The following is a 15,446-nucleotide window of genomic DNA, read 5'->3' on the forward strand; positions in this document are numbered from 1 at the left end:
TATGGTTATATGGTTATATGGCAAAATTAATCTTTTTAACTTTATCACCTCCTAACCTTCTAACCTTCTATCCTTCTAACCTTCTAACCTCCTATCCCCTTAACTTTAAATTCCTCAAACGACTGTGCTTCTTGATCTTTTTCAGAGATTATCATTTTATCTGTTGGAATTCGCCAATCTATATTCAGTTCGCTGTCTAAAGGGTTAACGCCGTCTTCTGACTCTTTATTATATCCATTGTCACATTTATAGAAAAATGTAGCTGAATCAGAAATAACAGAAAATCCATGTAAAAATCCTCTCGGAATAAACAATTGACGTTTATTCTCAGCAGATAATTCTACAGCTACTGATTGACCATAGGTTTCAGAACCTGGACGAACATCAACTGCAACATCAATCACAGCACCTTCTACCACACGAACCAATTTTGCTTGTGCATGCTCACCTGCTTGCATATGTAATCCACGAACTACACCGTAAGAAGATTTAGACTGATTATCTTGTACAAAAGTTGGTTTATACCCTAAAATTTCTTCTATTTTATTTTCGTTATACGACTCAAAGAAATAACCTCTCGAGTCTTCAAAAACAGTCGGTTCTAAAATAAAACAACCTTTTAATTTCGTTTCTGTTGCTTTCATTTAATTGTCAATATTGTTTTATAATGTTAATAAAGTTGATAAGGTTATAAAAGGTTAATCTATTCTCAATGATTTAATCAATTTAGAAAGCATACTTTTTATATAATTTATACTCTTTTGAAATTGTATTAAATTACCAATAAATCCTAATCGAAAAGCTATTTCCAATTGCGTTTCAAGTTCACTTACTGAACCTAGCGCAATATAAAGAAAACGTATAAACTCAGCTTGACTTTGTCGACCTGCTCCTTCTGCAATATTACTTGGGATAGAGACCGCACTCCGTTTCATTTGACTTGTCAATCCGTAAAGTTCTTCTTTAGGGAAAATTTTTACAGTTTCATAAATACAGACGACTAAATCCATAGATTCTTGCCAAACTTTTAATTCTTTATGACTAGCCATATTTTTTAAAGTTTTATATGTGTGGTGGTAAAAAAGGCTTAAGTTGAAATGAGAAAATAGAGAAATGGGGAGAACTAACTTTCTTAACTTTCTTAACTTTCTTAACTTTCTTAACTTTCTTAACCTTCTTAACTTTCTTAACTTTCTTAACCTTATTAACTATTAATTATACTGTTTTTCGTAATATTTTTGGTAATCGCCAGATGTTACATTTTCTAGCCATTCTTTGTTGGATAAAAACCAATCGATAGTTAGACTCAAACCTTGTTCAAATGTCACACTTGGTTTCCAGCCTAATTCTTCGTTGATTTTTGTTGCATCGATGGCATAACGTAAATCGTGTCCTGGACGATCTTTCACAAAGGTGATTAATTGTTCTGAAGTTCCTGCTTCTTTACCCAATTTTTCGTCCATTTGTTTACACAATTCTTTCACCAAATCGATGTTTTTCCACTCATTGAAACCTCCTACATTGTAAGAACCTCCATTTTTTCCTTCATGGAAAACTAAATCAATCGCTTTGGCATGATCGATTACAAATAACCAATCGCGCGTATATTTTCCATCTCCATAAATTGGAAGTGGATTATTATTTAAAATATTATGAATACACAACGGAATCAATTTTTCTGGAAAATGATTTGGACCATAATTGTTCGAACAATTCGTCATCACAATTGGTAAACCATACGTATCATGATAAGCTCTCACAAAATGATCTGAAGATGCTTTTGAAGCCGAATAGGGCGAATGAGGATCATAAGACGTTTCTTCCGTAAAAAAACCTTCATCACCCAAAGCGCCAAAAACCTCATCTGTCGAAACATGATGAAAACGTTTTCCTTCGAAATTATTGTTCCAAATCGCTTTTGCAGCATTCAAAAGATTAACCGTACCAATCACATTGGTCATCACAAATTCTAATGGATTTGTTATTGAACGATCTACGTGAGATTCGGCAGCTAAATGGATGACTCCATCTGGTTCATGTTTTTCAAAAACCTCTAATATATGTTTTGCGTCAGTAATATCAGCTTTTACGAATTCGTAATTTGATTTACTTTCGATATCTTTCAAATTCTCTAAATTTCCAGCATACGTCAACGCATCAAGGTTGATAATTTTCGTTTCAGGATATTTTAAGACAAATTCTCTTACAACGTGAGAACCGATAAATCCAGCTCCTCCAGTAATTAAAATAGTTTTCATAGTATTTTTATAGTCGTTTATCAACTTCTTCTTTTGGCAAAGCTCCTTTCACATCATAAATCACTCCATTTTCTTTTAAATAATCAGTTAACTGAAAATTTAAAAACTCATTGTGTGATACAGTCAAAATAATGGCGTCGAATTGGTGAACTGGTGAACTGGTGAACTGGAAAACCTGATCCAATGTATTACAAAAAGTTATTCCGTATTCATGGTTTACCTCATCCGGGTTAGCCCAAGGGTCTAACGTTGTCACCTCTATTCCATATTCTTCTAAAGCATGAATTACATCAATTGCTTTAGAATTACGAATATCAGGGCAATTTTCTTTAAAGGTAATTCCTAAATTTAGAACTTTAGCTCCTTTTACTTTGATATCGTTATTTATTAACAATTTTACAACCTGAGAAGCTACAAATGCTCCCATCGAGTCATTCAATCGTCTTGCTGCTAAAATTAATTCAGAATAATAACCAATTTCTTGTGCTTTTTGAGCCAAATAAAATGGATCAACACCAATACAATGTCCGCCAACAAGTCCTGGTTTGAATGGTAAAAAATTCCATTTTGTTCCAGCTGCTTCTAATACGTCATTGGTATCAATATCCATTAGCGAAAAAATCTTCGATAATTCGTTAATAAACGCAATATTGATATCACGTTGCGAATTTTCGATCACTTTTGATGCTTCTGCCACCTTGATTGTCGGTGCTAAATGCGTCCCTGCGACAATTACTGATTGATATAAATCGTCAACAATTTTTCCAATTTCTGGCGTTGAACCTGATGTTACTTTTAAAATTTTCTCAACCGTGTGTTTTTTATCGCCTGGATTAATTCGCTCTGGTGAATATCCCGCATAAAAATCTTGGTTAAACTTCAATCCCGAAGAATGTTCCAATACAGGAATACATTCTTCTTCTGTAACACCTGGATAAACCGTAGATTCATAAATAACAATATCATTTGGTTTCAACACTTTACCTACCGTTTCCGAAGCTTTTTTCAAAGGAGTCAAGTCTGGTCGATTATTTTTGTCCACTGGCGTAGGAACGGTTACCACATAAATTGTCGCATCTTCAATATCCGTTATATCTGATGAACAAAACAATCCATTTTCTACTTGAATAAAAGGATTTTGTGTTGATAAAACATTTTGTAAAACATTATTCTCAACTTCTAAAGTTGAATCTACTCCATTATTTAATTCAGCAATACGTTTCTGATTGATATCAAACCCGACAACAGGGTATTTTGTTGCAAATAATCGAGCCAAAGGTAAACCTACGTAACCTAAACCGATAACTGCTATTTTATGTTGTTGATTCATTTATTATAATATTTTCTGTACCATTGTACAAAGTTATACACTCCTTTGTCAACCGGATAATTAGGATTATAACCAAATTTATCTTTCAACTCTTGGACATCTGCCCATGTTTGATTGACATCTCCTGCTTGCATCGGATACATTTCTAAAATAGCTTGTTCTCCTGTCGAATGTTCGACCTCTTTGATAAAATCCATTAATTGAACAGGTTTACTATTTCCTATATTGTATAATTGGTATTTTTCGTTTGTATTTTTATCTTCAAGGATTTTGTCTATTCCTTGAATAATATCATCAATGTAAGTGAAATCACGTGACAAATCGCCGTGATTAAACACTTTTAAGGGTTGATGATTCAAAATAGCATCTGTAAACAAAAACATGGCCATATCTGGTCGTCCCCAAGGTCCATAAACGGTAAAAAAACGTAAACCTATGGTTTGGAAATCGTACAAATGGCTATACGCATGTGCCATTAGCTCGTTTGCTTTTTTGGTAGCCGCGTATAAACTAATAGGATGATCAACGTTTTGATTTGTTGAAAAAGGAACATCTGAAGAGTTTCCGTAAATACTTGAACTACTTGCGTACAGTAATTTTTTGACGTTATAATTTCGGCAACATTCTAAAATATTTAGAAAACCGACCAAATTACTCTGTCCATAGGCATCAGGATTTTCGATACTATACCGAACACCAGCCTGAGCTGCCATATTAACAACCGCATCAAACGAATATGTTTTAAAAAGTTGAGCCAATGACTCTTTATCTTCTAAATTCATTCGATAGAAAATCATCTTTTCTTCGTGTTTAGAAGAAAGAACTTTCTGCCCAAAATTTGAAGCAAATTCTTGATTGATTCCTAATTCTTTTAATCGATCATATTTTAACTGAACAGTGTAATAATCGTTAATATTATCAATTCCAACAACTTTGATGTTTTTTTCGATTAATTTTTCAGCTAAATGGTAACCTATGAAACCAGCTACACCAGTTATGAATACTGTTTTCATTATTTCTCCTTTTCAGAAGTCGCAACTACTTTTCTTAATCCTGAACTAGAGAAGCGGTGTGTACGCTTGTTGTAGTAAATTTGAATATGATTATCTAAACAATATTGTTTTCCCGTAAAGTCGATATTTCGGTATTCTTCCCCTATAATTCTAACATTTATGGGTAAAGCACTTAACATATCAAACAAATCTTGTTCGGTTTCGTATGGGATTATTTCGTCGACATATCGACAACCTTCTAATTGAATATAACGCTCAACGATGGATTGCGTAGGACTATTTTTTGAAGGGTCTACTGTTGCAGGATCAGTATTAAGTCCTACAATTAGGTAGTCGCATTGTCTTTTGGCTTCTTCGAGCATCATTACATGACCTGCATGAAGAAGGTCAAATATTCCGAAAGTTATTCCAGTTGTCATTTTATAATACTATTGTTGGAACGACAAATTTAGGGATTTATATTGAATTAATTATAAGCTTTTATGACATAAAAAAAGCACTCAAATCGAGTGTTAGGTATTTATATTAATTCAGAATTTCTTTTTTCTAAATGTGTATAAACATTCTTTACTTCTTGAGAATATTCTTTTTGTAGAATTAAATTCGCGGTTGGGGTATTCACAAAAATGGTGTTTTGTAAACCAACAAAAGAAGTATACACATCTGTCCCAATCACCATGTTTCCATTACGATCGACATAATGACCGTTCATCACAAAATAATCATACAAGGATTCGAAAGAACCTAAATCATTCCAAACAAATTTTGCTGGAACTACTTTTATCTTCTTGCTTCGTTCCATTACGGCATAATCGATACTATTTGATGGAATATTCATTGAAAGTTCTTCGTTCAACTCCCCATTGATATTATCTGCCCAAGCAATTTTTGAAGCTTCGTAAATTTCTTTTTCAAATTTCTTTAGTTCTTTCAATAAAACACGTGCTTTGAAACAAAACATTCCACTGTTCCACAAAAAATTCCCTTGCTCGATAAAATCTTGCGCCGTAATATGATTGGGTTTTTCGCGAAAAGAAAGTACGTTATCTCCTTTGTGCTCAATATAGCCATAACCTGTTTCTGGACGAGTTGGATGCACTCCAAATGTGACGATATAGTCATTTTGTGCTAATTCGATTGCTCTATTCATCGCTTCTTGATAGGCTTCCATATCTTCAATCAAATGATCAGATGGTGTCACAATTAGAATATCATCATCCTCAACTGCTAAAGCTGCAAATGCAATTGCCGCTGCAGTATTACGTGGAACAGCCTCTACAATTTTTGTGTATTCAACATTCATTTTATCAAGCACTTCTTGACTTAAATGGTCATTATCTTTATTCCCAATCACCATTAATTTATCAGCAATTGGACGGTTACGTTGAATCGTTAACTCAAATAAAGATTGCCCATTAAACAAAGGTAAATATTGTTTTGGATGACTTTTTCGTGAAAGTGGCCAAAGTCTACTCCCAACACCACCAGATAAGATCACATTATAAATACACATAAATTCTTCTAATTCGAACTTGTAAAGTTATTAAAAACTACTATATCATAACATTCTATTATGATTTTTCTTTTAAACACAAAAAAAGCGTTCAAAAATGAACGCTTTAAAGTATTAGTATTGATTTTATTAAATCATCGAAATACGTAATGTATTGGTAATTCCTTTCTCAAATGCTGGCATTGCATTCAGATTGATGATATAATCACCATATTCTACATAACCCGCATTTTTCGCTAAGATATTGACCTCTGTAACCGTTTGATCCGTAGATGTATCGCGAGGATCGTAATTGATTGCTTTTACTCCCCATAATAGGTTCAACATACGGTTAATACGTTTACTTGGATTGAAAACCAAAATAAATGAATTGGGACGATGAGAAGAAATTTGGAAAGCGGTATAACCGGAATATGTTAAAGTGGCAATTGCTTTCGCTCCTGTATCTTCTGCCATTTTAGCTGCGTTATAACAAACCATATCGGTTACGAAACGTTCGTTTTTGATCTTTGGTTTGTGCTCTGGTACATGTACGTGCTCATCATCTTCAACTGTTTGAAGAATCTTCGTCATTTTCTCGATAACTTGTACAGGATATTGTCCTACAGAAGTTTCTCCAGATAACATTACCGCATCTGCTCCATCAAAAACTGCATTTGCAACGTCAGAAACCTCAGCACGAGTTGGTGTCAAACTAGAAATCATTGTTTCCATCATTTGTGTTGCAACAATAACTGGCTTACGCGCTAATTTCGCTTTGTCAATTAATTGTTTTTGCGCTTTTGGAACGATTTCAAACGGAACCTCAACTCCTAAATCTCCACGAGCAACCATTAATCCATCCGAAAATTCTAAAATATCATCGATATTTTCTAATGCTTCAGGTTTTTCAATTTTAGAGATAATTGGAATTTTTACTGTTCCATGTTCTTTGATAAAATCAGATAAATCTTTTACATCTTGCCCAGAACGAACGAAAGATAATGCAAACCAATCTACACGATTTTCGATTGCGAATTTTGCATCTTCTTTATCTTTTTCTGTTAAAGCTGGTAAAGAAATATTTGTATTTGGTAAGTTAACTCCTTTTTTAGAACGTAATGGACCACCTTGAATCGTTTCTGCTTTTACAATATCTGTTCCGTTTGTCTCGATTACTTTGAAGATTAATTTTCCGTCATCAATCAAAATATTTTCTCCCACTTGCACATCTTGCGCAAACTTTTTGTACGTCATAAAAACTTTTTCTTTCGTTCCTACAACATCCTCGTTGGTGAATGTTAAAATTTCTCCTGGATTGATTACGAAATCTTCGTGTTCCATTTTTCCAATACGCAACTTAGGTCCTTGTAAATCCGCTAAAATTGCTGTATTGTAGCCATGATCGTTATTTAATTGATGAATTGTTTCAATCTTACGTTTCACATCCGCATAATCTGCGTGCGAAAAGTTGATACGGAACACATCTGTTCCTTTTCTCATCATTTCTAATAAAATCTCTGGACTATCGGTTGCCGGACCTAAAGTCGCGACAATTTTTGTCTTTTTAAGATATTGTCTATCGTAAATCATAATTTTTCCCTTTTTTTATGCACAATATTTTGTTAGAAAACCAATTGATCTGCATTGCTAATCAAATCGATATCTATTTTTTTGATCGTTCTTATAAAATCTTTTTCTACAAATGGTAGTTGAAGATATTGTAGTTCATCTTCCCAACCAGAGATTTTTACTACATAGTTGCAATCCTTGTAATTTGGCACAAGAATAACGCTCTCTTTGAAAAGATTTGATAAATCTACTTCATTTTTTTTAAAATCGTATTGATTTGGAGTATTTTTAATGATATGATAATCTATTTTATTTGCTTCATCTAACCATTGATAGGTTTCGAAAAAATAAGTATGCTCATCTAACCGAATATCCAAATCGTGAATACGCTCAAAACGCGTATCAAAAGTAGAGTTGAGATGGAAAATAAATTGTGTAGAAGTGTTAAAACTAGAATTTACGCCTATGAGATGAAAATCTATCCAATCATCATATAAGAGTAATTCTGCCATGTTTCTAAACTTTTTCTATTTTCTTTTGTAACGAATAGTACGCGCGTTTTGCTGCGCTTTCTTCGGCTTTCTTTTTAGAAGTTCCTCTCCCTTTCGAGATGACTTTATCATTGAGACGGATTACTGACACAAAAACCTGCAAATCTTCTGCGTTTTGCTCCTCAAATGTATTGAATCTTATCGTATTTCTCGTTTTTTGACTCCATTCCAAAATCAACGATTTGTGACTTGTAATCGTGTGCTCCAAACGATCTAAATCCGCATAAGGGTCAATAATTTTGACTTGAATAAATTTTTGTACTGCAGCTATACCTCCATCAACATAAATTGCACCAACCAAAGCTTCCAACATATCACCATTTACGTCTTCACCCAAATTGTTGTGATTGTTCATTGGATCCAAATAATCTAACAAGCCAAGTTGTTTGGAAACGGCATTCAATTGTTTACGCGAAACAATTTTAGAGCGCATTTTTGTCAAATAACCTTCTTGTTGATCGGGCGCTTTGTAGTATAAGTACATTGCTGCAGAAGCACCAAGTAATGCATCTCCTAAAAACTCTAATCTTTCAAAGTTTATACTGTTTCCATTTTCATCTTTTTTCTGTGCAGATCTGTGGGTAAATGCTTCTTTAAAAACCTCAACATTGCGAGGAGTATAACCCAAAATCGACTTCAAAAATTTCAAAAAAGGATCAGATGAATTTGAATCATCACGATGATTTTTAAAAGAAAATAATTTTTTTAAGAAAGACATTACTTATACTTCTTAAATATCACACAAGCATTGTGACCACCGAAACCAAAAGTATTACTCAATGCATAATCTACATTTTTCTCTTTTGCTTTGTTAAATGTATAATCGATTTTAGGATCAAGATTTTCATCATCCGTAAAATGATTAATTGTTGGTGGAACGATACTGTTATTGATTGCTCCAATAGCCGAAATCGCTTCAATAATCCCTGCACCACCTAATAAGTGACCAGTCATAGATTTTGTTGAATTGATTTGAATATTATAAGCATGTTCTCCAAATAATTTTTGAATTGCTTTAGATTCTGCAATATCACCTAATGGTGTAGATGTTCCGTGCATATTGATATGATCCACGTCTTCTACGCTGATATTGGCATCTAATAAAGCCTCTCTCATCACATTTAATGCGCCTAATCCTTCGGGATGTGGAGCTGTAATATGGTGAGCATCTGCTGTCATTCCTGTTCCTACTAATTCTGCATAAATGGTAGCTCCACGCGCAATAGCATGTTCGTACTCTTCTAACACAATACATCCAGCTCCTTCTCCCATTACAAAACCGTCACGGTCTTTGTCGAAAGGTCTTGAAGCAGTTTGTGGATCATCATTTCGTGTAGATAACGCATGTAATGCATTGAAACCTCCAATACTTGATGCTGTAATCGCAGCTTCTGAACCTCCTGTTACAATTGCTTCTGCTTTTCCAAGTCTTAATAACATATAAGCGTCAATAATTGCATTTGTTGAAGAGGCACATGCCGAAACAGTTGTATAATTAGGTCCCATAAGACCAAATTCCATTGAAATATGACCAGGCGTGATATCTGCAATCATCTTAGGGATAAAGAAAGGATTGAAACGTGGTGTTCCATTTCCTGTTGCGTAATTCGAAACTTCTTCTTCAAACGTTTTAATTCCACCGATACCAGATCCCCATATAACGCCGATACGCTCTTTGTTTACATTTGTATCTTCTAAGATTCCACTGTGTTTTATTGCCTCTCTAGCTGCAATAATTCCCAATTGGGCACAACGGTCAATTTTTCTTGCCTCTTTACGATCAAAATGATCTTCGATATTGAAGTTCTTGATCTCACAAGCAAATTGTGTCTTAAAAAGAGTTGCGTCAAAAAGCGTAATAGGCGCAGCGCCACTTACACCATTCACTAATCCATTCCAGTATTCTTGGTATGTATTTCCGATTGGTGTTAGCGCGCCTAAACCTGTTACTACTACTCTTTTTAATTCCATAAAATAGGAACTATTACTTGTTTAAGTCTTCGATGTATGTTACAGCTTGACCTACAGTTGAAATTTTTTCTGCTTGATCGTCTGGAATTTGGATATCAAATTCTTTTTCGAATTCCATGATTAATTCTACTGTGTCTAATGAATCAGCTCCTAAATCGTTAGTGAAACTTGCTTCTAGCGTAACTTCGCTTTCGTCAACTCCTAATTTATCTACGATAATCGCTTTCACTCTTGATGTAATGTCAGACATAATTTTCTAATTTTAATTGTTGTAAACTAGTGCAAAAATATAAAACTTATATTAAATACAAGCTTTTTTTTATATGCACGCATAAGAACTTGGAAATATATGGTAAATAAACATGCACGAAAACGTTTAAGTGAATGACATAAGTCAAATTTTTCACGCTTCTTTTTATTGTAACTTTGTGCAAAGTTTTTACCTTTAATATTTTAAAAATACTATAAAAATCACAAAAATGAGCATAGAATTGGCATCTTACGGAATAAAAAATTCCAAAATTAACTATCAATTATCTCCTCAAGAGCTTACAGAGAAAATGATAGAATTAGGACAAGGAGAAATTACATCTTCTGGAGCAGTAAATATGTTAACCGGAGAATTTACAGGACGTTCTCCTAAAGATCGTTTTATTGTTAAAGACGAAATCACTGCAGAAAACGTTTGGTGGGATGGAAACATCAATATTCCTTTCGATTCTGATAAATTTGATGCTTTGTATGATAAAGTTGTTGAGCATTTAAGCAACCGCGAAATTTATGTACGTGATGCTTTTGCTTGTGCTGATGATTCTTACAAAACAAAGATTAGAGCAATTACAGAAACTCCTGCTGCTAATTTATTTATCTATAACATGTTTATTCGTCCAACGGAAGAAGAATTAAAAAACTTTGGTGATTCTGAATGGACAATTATCAATGCGCCAACTTTTGTTGCAGACGCTAATGAAGATGGTACAAGACAACACAATTTCTCTATCTTAAATTTTAAACGTAAAATCGTTTTAAACGGAGGAACTGGTTATACAGGAGAAATGAAAAAGGGTATTTTCTCTGCCTTAAACTTCATCATGCCAGTATTCAGAAATACTTTACCAATGCACTGTTCTGCAAACTCTGGTGAAAATGGAGATACAGCAATGTTCTTTGGTTTATCTGGAACAGGAAAAACAACTTTATCAGCAGACAAAAACAGACGTTTGATTGGTGATGACGAACACGGATGGACAGAAGACAATACGGTTTTCAATTTTGAAGGTGGTTGTTACGCAAAAGTTATCAACTTATCTCCAGAAGGTGAGCCAGAAATTTTTGCAGCAATCAAAGACGGAGCTTTATTAGAAAACTGTAAATTAATTCCAGGAACTAACGAGGTTGATTTTACAGATACATCTATCACAGAAAACACACGTGTTTCTTATCCAATTGATTATATCGAAAATATTGCAGTTCCTTCTGTAGGAAAGAATCCTAAAAATATTTTCTTCTTATCGTTTGATGCTTACGGAGTTTTCCCTCCAATTGCAAAATTAAACCCAGATCAAGCGGCTTACTTATTTATCTCAGGATATACATCTAAAGTTGCTGGTACAGAAGCTGGTGTTACAGAGCCTCAAACTACATTTTCTACATGTTTTGGTGCGCCATTCATGCCGTTACATCCAACTAAATATGCTGAAATGTTGAGCGATAAAGTTGAGAAAACTGGTGTAAATGTTTGGTTAATCAATACAGGTTGGAATGGTAAAAAAGAGCGTATGTCTTTAAAAGATACACGTGCAGTTATCAATGCAGCTTTAAACGGAGATTTGAACAATACAGAATTCAAAAAAGATCCTTATTTCGGATTTGAAGTTCCAGTTGCAATCGAAGGTGTTGCTTCAGAAAAATTAAGTCCAGCTACTTCTTTTGATTCTACAGCAGCATACGAAGCAAATGCGAAAGAATTAGCAGATAAATTCAAAGCGAACTTCAAAAAGTTCGAAGAGTTTGCAACTGCTGATTTATTAGCTGGTGGACCAACAATTTAAGATTAAAATTAAATCATATAAATTCTGGATTGCAATTGTAATCCAGAATTTTATTTTGGAGCAAACTTTAATGTTATAAACGGAGATAAAATCAACCCTAATTGACTCGTTTTTAAAGCGCTGAAATTAACTAAAGAAACCACTTTTTTCTTAAAGCCTTTTTTATCAACATCGCAATAAAAACCGTTTTCTATCGTACAGCTAAAATTATATTTTTTTGCCAATTGATGGTAATCAGACAATGGTAATATACGTTCCATCCAACTACCAAAATCGGGTTCACAACAATTATATTGATCAACATCAACCTGCATCACAGCTTGGTTTTGTCGGTAATATTCCAAAAAATCAATCAAGTCCACATAACGCAAACCACGAGATTTAGTTGCTAATAATTCTAATTCCTTTTCTGTTAATTCTGGACCTATTTTCTTTAGATATTCCTTTCTCTTTGGACAGTACTCTTCAATTTCATCTTTCTCCATTAATTTTCTTAATCTTTTCGCTTTAATGAAATTTTTAGGATTAGAAGCTGTTGTAAATAACATTTTTATTGAAGAATTAAGCTGACTGAAATAATTAAACATTTCATCCAAATCATGAATATGTTCTATTGTATCTGTCGAAATCAAATAATCTACTTTGATATTTCTATCCTTGATAAATTGTAACAATTCTTGATAAGATCCTTCAATATAATAATCGGGACCAAAACCTATTTTTTGACTTATTTTCTGAATTGTTGAAACAGAACTCGGATTAAAATCGCAATAAATCACTTTAAATCCTTTTTGTTTTAAATACAGACTTAAAAAACCATGACCACCACCAAAGTCAACAATGTATTCACCTTTAATAGGTGCAAAATTGATCAGTTTTTGCAAAGAATAATCAAACATTTGAAAGTAATAAAATAACGTAGGTTGCATATTTTCGATATAATCTATATTATATTCATTAATTCCTAAATCCTTAAAATTAATCTGATTTATTAATTTTACTACTGATTTTATTTCTTCTGAACAAAAAGTATTTTGATATTGTTGATAAGCATTCATATTACATTTTCAAATAAAATTCTTTTGTTAAATTAATGTAATCTTCGGTATATTGATGACGTTCGACTTCGATGATTAACTCGTTTTCAAGGCATTTCTTGTCATGAAAACTAAATTCTAATAAAACACGTTTGATTGCAGTAGTTGCATTTCCTTTTACATAGACTGTTTTTGATCGTTTTAAGTTGTTTTGCGAAGCAATTTTACAAAAAGCACCCATTTGATCGTAAGGTATAATAAAACTCGCTAATCCGTCTTTGTGTAGTAATTCAGCAGTTTTTTTGATTAATTCTTCAAAAGTCAATGTTTCTTGCTGCCGTGCTTGTTTACGCGCGTCAAAATCAACCGTATCATTCACCACAAAAAAAGGTGGATTACTGACAATCAAATCATATTTTTTATTGGTTGAATAATCTTGAAGCGATGAATTAAAAATGGTTAATCGATCTGAAAAAGGTGCATTCTCGTAATTTTCTTTTGCTTGTAAAAAAGCATCGTTATCAATTTCTATTGCATCAATCGTAACAAGAGGAAAACGTTGCGCTAACATCAACGAAATTAATCCAGTTCCTGTACCAATATCTAAAATAGTATTTCCACTTTTTAAAGTAGCCCATGCACCAAGTAAAACACCATCTGTGCCTACTTTCATTGCGGTTTTGTCTTGAAAAATTTCGAATTGTTTGAATCGAAAAGGTTTTCTATTCATTGCAAGGAATCAAAATGTAGAATGTTGTACCCACAGAAATTTCAGTTTCAAAACGAATTGTTCCATCATAATCGTCAATAATTTTTTTCACCATTGGCAAACCAATTCCCATTCCACTATTCTTTGTTGTAAACTTTGGAACAAAAATAGAATCTTGTGATTCGACAGGAATTCCATTCCCGTTATCTTGAATGGTTATATGCAAAAAACCATCCACTAAAAACACATCTACTTTAACTTTCGCAATACGAGATTTCGGAATAGATTGAAACGCATTCTTTGTAATATTGGTGATAATTCGATTCAAATATTGTTTATCAAAAGTCATCATGATGATGTTGGGAGAATAATTAAATTCGATAAACTCCAATGGAAAAACATATAGCGCATTTTTTATGACGTCTACCACATCAATTTTTGCATCTTTACGAGAAGGCATTTTAGCAAAATCTGAAAAAGCTTCAGCAATCGCAGAGATGGTATCAATTTGTTGCAATAAAATAGTAGTTGTTCGCATCGTCTTTTCTTCAAGATTTGGATCATTTACATCAAATTTTCGCATATAATTCTGTAGCATTAATCGCATTGGTGTTAATGGATTCTTGACTTCATGCGCAACTTGTTTCGCAAAATCTCGCCATGCTTCTTCACGTTCTTGCTTAGCTAATAAATCTGATTGTTCCCGCAATCGGTACAACATATCATTATAGGAGTCGACCAGAACTTTTATTTCATCGTTACCATCATAGCGAATAGGCATATTGTTCGCAATAACTTCTGTTTCACGAATACGATCTGCAAACGACCAAAGTTTATTCAATGTACGTTTAGTAACAAAATAGACCGCAAATGTTCCAAACAAAAGAATAACTCCAAAAGCCAATCCATAACTACCAATTAATGTAAACATGTCTTGTTGTAAAAAATCTTGGTTAGATTGATAAGGTAGACAGAGAACAGCAATATTTTCGTTGTAATAATTTTTGATATGACTATAAGACGAATAAACATTGTTATCGTAAGCCGTATCTTTATTGGTTACAATAAAATCATTTGATTTTTGTAGTTGGTCTAATATTTTCTGAGGTAAAACATCATAAGTCGTTGAAACTGGCTGTGTGGTTAAAATTTTATTACCACGCAAATCATAAATTACAATATCGGTTTTATTGATATCAGCAATGCGAAGAAAACCATCTTCTAAAATGTCATGAATATTATCTTTGCTTGCTATCCCAGGGTAATTATCCATTTCATAATCTATCGCAGATTCTACCGCTCTAACTTTTCGTTTGAGAATATCTTCGTGATATTGTTTAGTTTGTGCATTGAAATGATTGGCAGTAATCAGCAAGATAGCACCTGCTGTAAATAACAAAATCGTTACCATATAAATGATAATACGAACGGGTAGCGATAGGTTATTATTTTTTCTAATCAT

Annotated in this window: 16 protein-coding genes; 1 reads left to right on the top strand and 15 read right to left on the bottom strand. The window is 33.3% G+C overall.

All coding sequences use genetic code 11. The features are described 5' to 3' along the window. Positions 1-83: 83 nt before the first annotated feature. From rfbC to B3I31_RS03270, 12 genes are all read right to left on the bottom strand, one after another. Positions 84-644: a dTDP-4-dehydrorhamnose 3,5-epimerase gene (gene rfbC / locus B3I31_RS03215; protein WP_291087550.1), complete on the bottom strand. Its 561-nt coding sequence runs from the start codon at positions 642-644 to the stop codon at positions 84-86. Positions 645-698: 54 nt separating this feature from the next. Then, positions 699-1,049 (bottom strand): four helix bundle protein, encoded by a 351-nt coding sequence (locus B3I31_RS03220; protein WP_114998499.1) that lies wholly within the window; start codon positions 1,047-1,049, stop codon positions 699-701. 162 nt (positions 1,050-1,211) lie between these two features. Continuing rightward, on the bottom strand, positions 1,212-2,258 hold the full coding sequence (rfbB, locus tag B3I31_RS03225; RefSeq protein WP_291087553.1) for a dTDP-glucose 4,6-dehydratase: 1,047 nt from the start codon (positions 2,256-2,258) through the stop codon (positions 1,212-1,214). A gap of 7 nt (positions 2,259-2,265) precedes the next feature. Next, a complete protein-coding gene (locus B3I31_RS03230; RefSeq protein ID WP_291087556.1) occupies positions 2,266-3,588 on the bottom strand; it encodes a nucleotide sugar dehydrogenase in 1,323 nt (440 codons plus the stop codon). Next, complete coding sequence (locus tag B3I31_RS03235; RefSeq protein ID WP_291087559.1) at positions 3,585-4,601, bottom strand: NAD-dependent epimerase/dehydratase family protein; 1,017 nt, start codon at positions 4,599-4,601, stop codon at positions 3,585-3,587. The genes B3I31_RS03230 and B3I31_RS03235 overlap by 4 nt, the downstream gene beginning before the upstream one ends. Further along, positions 4,601-5,020, bottom strand: a complete 420-nt coding sequence (locus B3I31_RS03240) for an adenylyltransferase/cytidyltransferase family protein (protein ID WP_291051408.1) — start codon at positions 5,018-5,020, stop codon at positions 4,601-4,603. The genes B3I31_RS03235 and B3I31_RS03240 overlap by 1 nt, the downstream gene beginning before the upstream one ends. A gap of 101 nt (positions 5,021-5,121) precedes the next feature. After that, positions 5,122-6,114 (bottom strand): mannose-1-phosphate guanylyltransferase, encoded by a 993-nt coding sequence (locus tag B3I31_RS03245; RefSeq protein ID WP_291087561.1) that lies wholly within the window; start codon positions 6,112-6,114, stop codon positions 5,122-5,124. Between the two features lie 129 nt (positions 6,115-6,243). Beyond that, positions 6,244-7,686 (bottom strand): pyruvate kinase, encoded by a 1,443-nt coding sequence (pyk, locus tag B3I31_RS03250; RefSeq protein WP_291087564.1) that lies wholly within the window; start codon positions 7,684-7,686, stop codon positions 6,244-6,246. Positions 7,687-7,718: 32 nt separating this feature from the next. After that, positions 7,719-8,177, bottom strand: coding sequence for an IPExxxVDY family protein (locus B3I31_RS03255; protein WP_038335999.1), 459 nt, complete (start codon positions 8,175-8,177; stop codon positions 7,719-7,721). Positions 8,178-8,181: 4 nt separating this feature from the next. Continuing rightward, positions 8,182-8,934, bottom strand: coding sequence for a ribonuclease III (gene rnc / locus B3I31_RS03260; RefSeq protein ID WP_219034125.1), 753 nt, complete (start codon positions 8,932-8,934; stop codon positions 8,182-8,184). Then, a complete protein-coding gene (fabF, locus tag B3I31_RS03265) occupies positions 8,934-10,187 on the bottom strand; it encodes a beta-ketoacyl-ACP synthase II (RefSeq protein WP_291087569.1) in 1,254 nt (417 codons plus the stop codon). Before fabF ends, rnc begins: the two co-directional genes overlap by 1 nt. Positions 10,188-10,200: 13 nt before the next feature. Further along, positions 10,201-10,437, bottom strand: a complete 237-nt coding sequence (locus B3I31_RS03270; RefSeq protein WP_038336002.1) for an acyl carrier protein — start codon at positions 10,435-10,437, stop codon at positions 10,201-10,203. Between the two features lie 229 nt (positions 10,438-10,666). Between B3I31_RS03270 and pckA the strand changes: the two genes are divergently transcribed. Next, positions 10,667-12,238 carry a phosphoenolpyruvate carboxykinase (ATP) gene (gene pckA / locus B3I31_RS03275; RefSeq protein ID WP_291087572.1) on the top strand — a complete coding sequence of 524 codons (1,572 nt, stop codon included), beginning with the start codon at positions 10,667-10,669 and terminating at the stop codon, positions 12,236-12,238. 50 nt (positions 12,239-12,288) lie between these two features. On the opposite strand, the gene B3I31_RS03280 is transcribed toward pckA, so the two are convergent. From B3I31_RS03280 to B3I31_RS03290, 3 genes are read right to left on the bottom strand one after another with little or no spacing between them, the layout of a single operon-like run. Beyond that, complete coding sequence (locus B3I31_RS03280; protein WP_188319451.1) at positions 12,289-13,296, bottom strand: class I SAM-dependent methyltransferase; 1,008 nt, start codon at positions 13,294-13,296, stop codon at positions 12,289-12,291. A 1-nt stretch (position 13,297) separates the two neighbouring features. Beyond that, complete coding sequence (locus B3I31_RS03285) at positions 13,298-13,948, bottom strand: tRNA1(Val) (adenine(37)-N6)-methyltransferase (RefSeq protein ID WP_291087576.1); 651 nt, start codon at positions 13,946-13,948, stop codon at positions 13,298-13,300. Between the two features lie 49 nt (positions 13,949-13,997). Further along, positions 13,998-15,446 (bottom strand): ATP-binding protein, encoded by a 1,449-nt coding sequence (locus tag B3I31_RS03290; protein ID WP_291087579.1) that lies wholly within the window; start codon positions 15,444-15,446, stop codon positions 13,998-14,000.

This window comes from Empedobacter sp. UBA3475 (assembly GCF_002378465.1).
GTDB lineage: Bacteria > Bacteroidota > Bacteroidia > Flavobacteriales > Weeksellaceae > Empedobacter > Empedobacter falsenii_B.

What these genes read in the sequence shown, in the direction of transcription:
- pyk (WP_291087564.1), bottom strand. Translation starts at nt 7,686, where the DNA reads ATGATTTACGATAGACAATATCTTAAAAAGACAAAAATTGTCGCGACT.
- B3I31_RS03255 (WP_038335999.1), bottom strand. Translation starts at nt 8,177, where the DNA reads ATGGCAGAATTACTCTTATATGATGATTGGATAGATTTTCATCTCATA.
- rfbC (WP_291087550.1), bottom strand. Translation starts at nt 644, where the DNA reads ATGAAAGCAACAGAAACGAAATTAAAAGGTTGTTTTATTTTAGAACCG.
- B3I31_RS03235 (WP_291087559.1), bottom strand. Translation starts at nt 4,601, where the DNA reads ATGAAAACAGTATTCATAACTGGTGTAGCTGGTTTCATAGGTTACCAT.
- B3I31_RS03220 (WP_114998499.1), bottom strand. Translation starts at nt 1,049, where the DNA reads ATGGCTAGTCATAAAGAATTAAAAGTTTGGCAAGAATCTATGGATTTA.
- B3I31_RS03270 (WP_038336002.1), bottom strand. Translation starts at nt 10,437, where the DNA reads ATGTCTGACATTACATCAAGAGTGAAAGCGATTATCGTAGATAAATTA.
- B3I31_RS03285 (WP_291087576.1), bottom strand. Translation starts at nt 13,948, where the DNA reads ATGAAAGTAGGCACAGATGGTGTTTTACTTGGTGCATGGGCTACTTTA.
- B3I31_RS03290 (WP_291087579.1), bottom strand. Translation starts at nt 15,446, where the DNA reads ATGATTAGAAAAAATAATAACCTATCGCTACCCGTTCGTATTATCATT.
- fabF (WP_291087569.1), bottom strand. Translation starts at nt 10,187, where the DNA reads ATGGAATTAAAAAGAGTAGTAGTAACAGGTTTAGGCGCGCTAACACCA.
- B3I31_RS03280 (WP_188319451.1), bottom strand. Translation starts at nt 13,296, where the DNA reads ATGAATGCTTATCAACAATATCAAAATACTTTTTGTTCAGAAGAAATA.
- rnc (WP_219034125.1), bottom strand. Translation starts at nt 8,934, where the DNA reads ATGTCTTTCTTAAAAAAATTATTTTCTTTTAAAAATCATCGTGATGAT.
- rfbB (WP_291087553.1), bottom strand. Translation starts at nt 2,258, where the DNA reads ATGAAAACTATTTTAATTACTGGAGGAGCTGGATTTATCGGTTCTCAC.
- pckA (WP_291087572.1), top strand. Translation starts at nt 10,667, where the DNA reads ATGAGCATAGAATTGGCATCTTACGGAATAAAAAATTCCAAAATTAAC.
- B3I31_RS03245 (WP_291087561.1), bottom strand. Translation starts at nt 6,114, where the DNA reads ATGTGTATTTATAATGTGATCTTATCTGGTGGTGTTGGGAGTAGACTT.
- B3I31_RS03230 (WP_291087556.1), bottom strand. Translation starts at nt 3,588, where the DNA reads ATGAATCAACAACATAAAATAGCAGTTATCGGTTTAGGTTACGTAGGT.
- B3I31_RS03240 (WP_291051408.1), bottom strand. Translation starts at nt 5,020, where the DNA reads ATGACAACTGGAATAACTTTCGGAATATTTGACCTTCTTCATGCAGGT.